At 51.7% G+C, this 476-nt stretch carries 1 protein-coding gene; it reads right to left on the bottom strand.

The window, feature by feature from the left end:
* The coding region (rplE, locus tag ACIPZE_RS28955; RefSeq protein WP_400776860.1) for a 50S ribosomal protein L5 at positions 1-407 on the bottom strand (407 nt) is incomplete at its 3' end.
* Positions 408-476 lie beyond the last annotated feature (69 nt).

The following is a 476-nucleotide window of genomic DNA, read 5'->3' as shown; positions in this document are numbered from 1 at the left end:
ATCTGCTCTTTCACGCCCATGCTGTAGTTACCACGACCATCGAAGGACTTGGCATTCAGGCCGCGGAAGTCGCGAACCCGAGGCAGGGAGATCGACAGCAGACGATCCAGGAACTCATACATACGCTCACGGCGCAGAGTCACTTTGACGCCGATCGGCCATCCTTCACGGACTTTAAAGCCAGCGATGGATTTACGAGCGTAGGTCACGACGACTTTTTGGCCGGTGATCTTTTCCAGGTCAGCAACAGCATGCTCGATGACTTTCTTGTCACCAACAGCTTCGCCCAGACCCATGTTCAGGGTGATCTTTGTAACGCGTGGAACTTCCATCACGTTCGAAAGCTTAAGTTCTTCCTTAAGCTTCGGTGCGATTTCCTTCCAGTAAATCTCTTTTAGTCGTGCCATGGTCTTCTACCTAGCAGTGTTCAAGCATCAACCGCTGTTTGGGTCGACTTGAAGACCCGAAGTTTCTGG

It is taken from the genome of Pseudomonas sp. NPDC089741 (assembly GCF_044748825.1).
GTDB lineage: Bacteria > Pseudomonadota > Gammaproteobacteria > Pseudomonadales > Pseudomonadaceae > Aquipseudomonas > Aquipseudomonas helmanticensis.
This window is presented reverse-complemented; position numbering and strand designations above follow the sequence as displayed.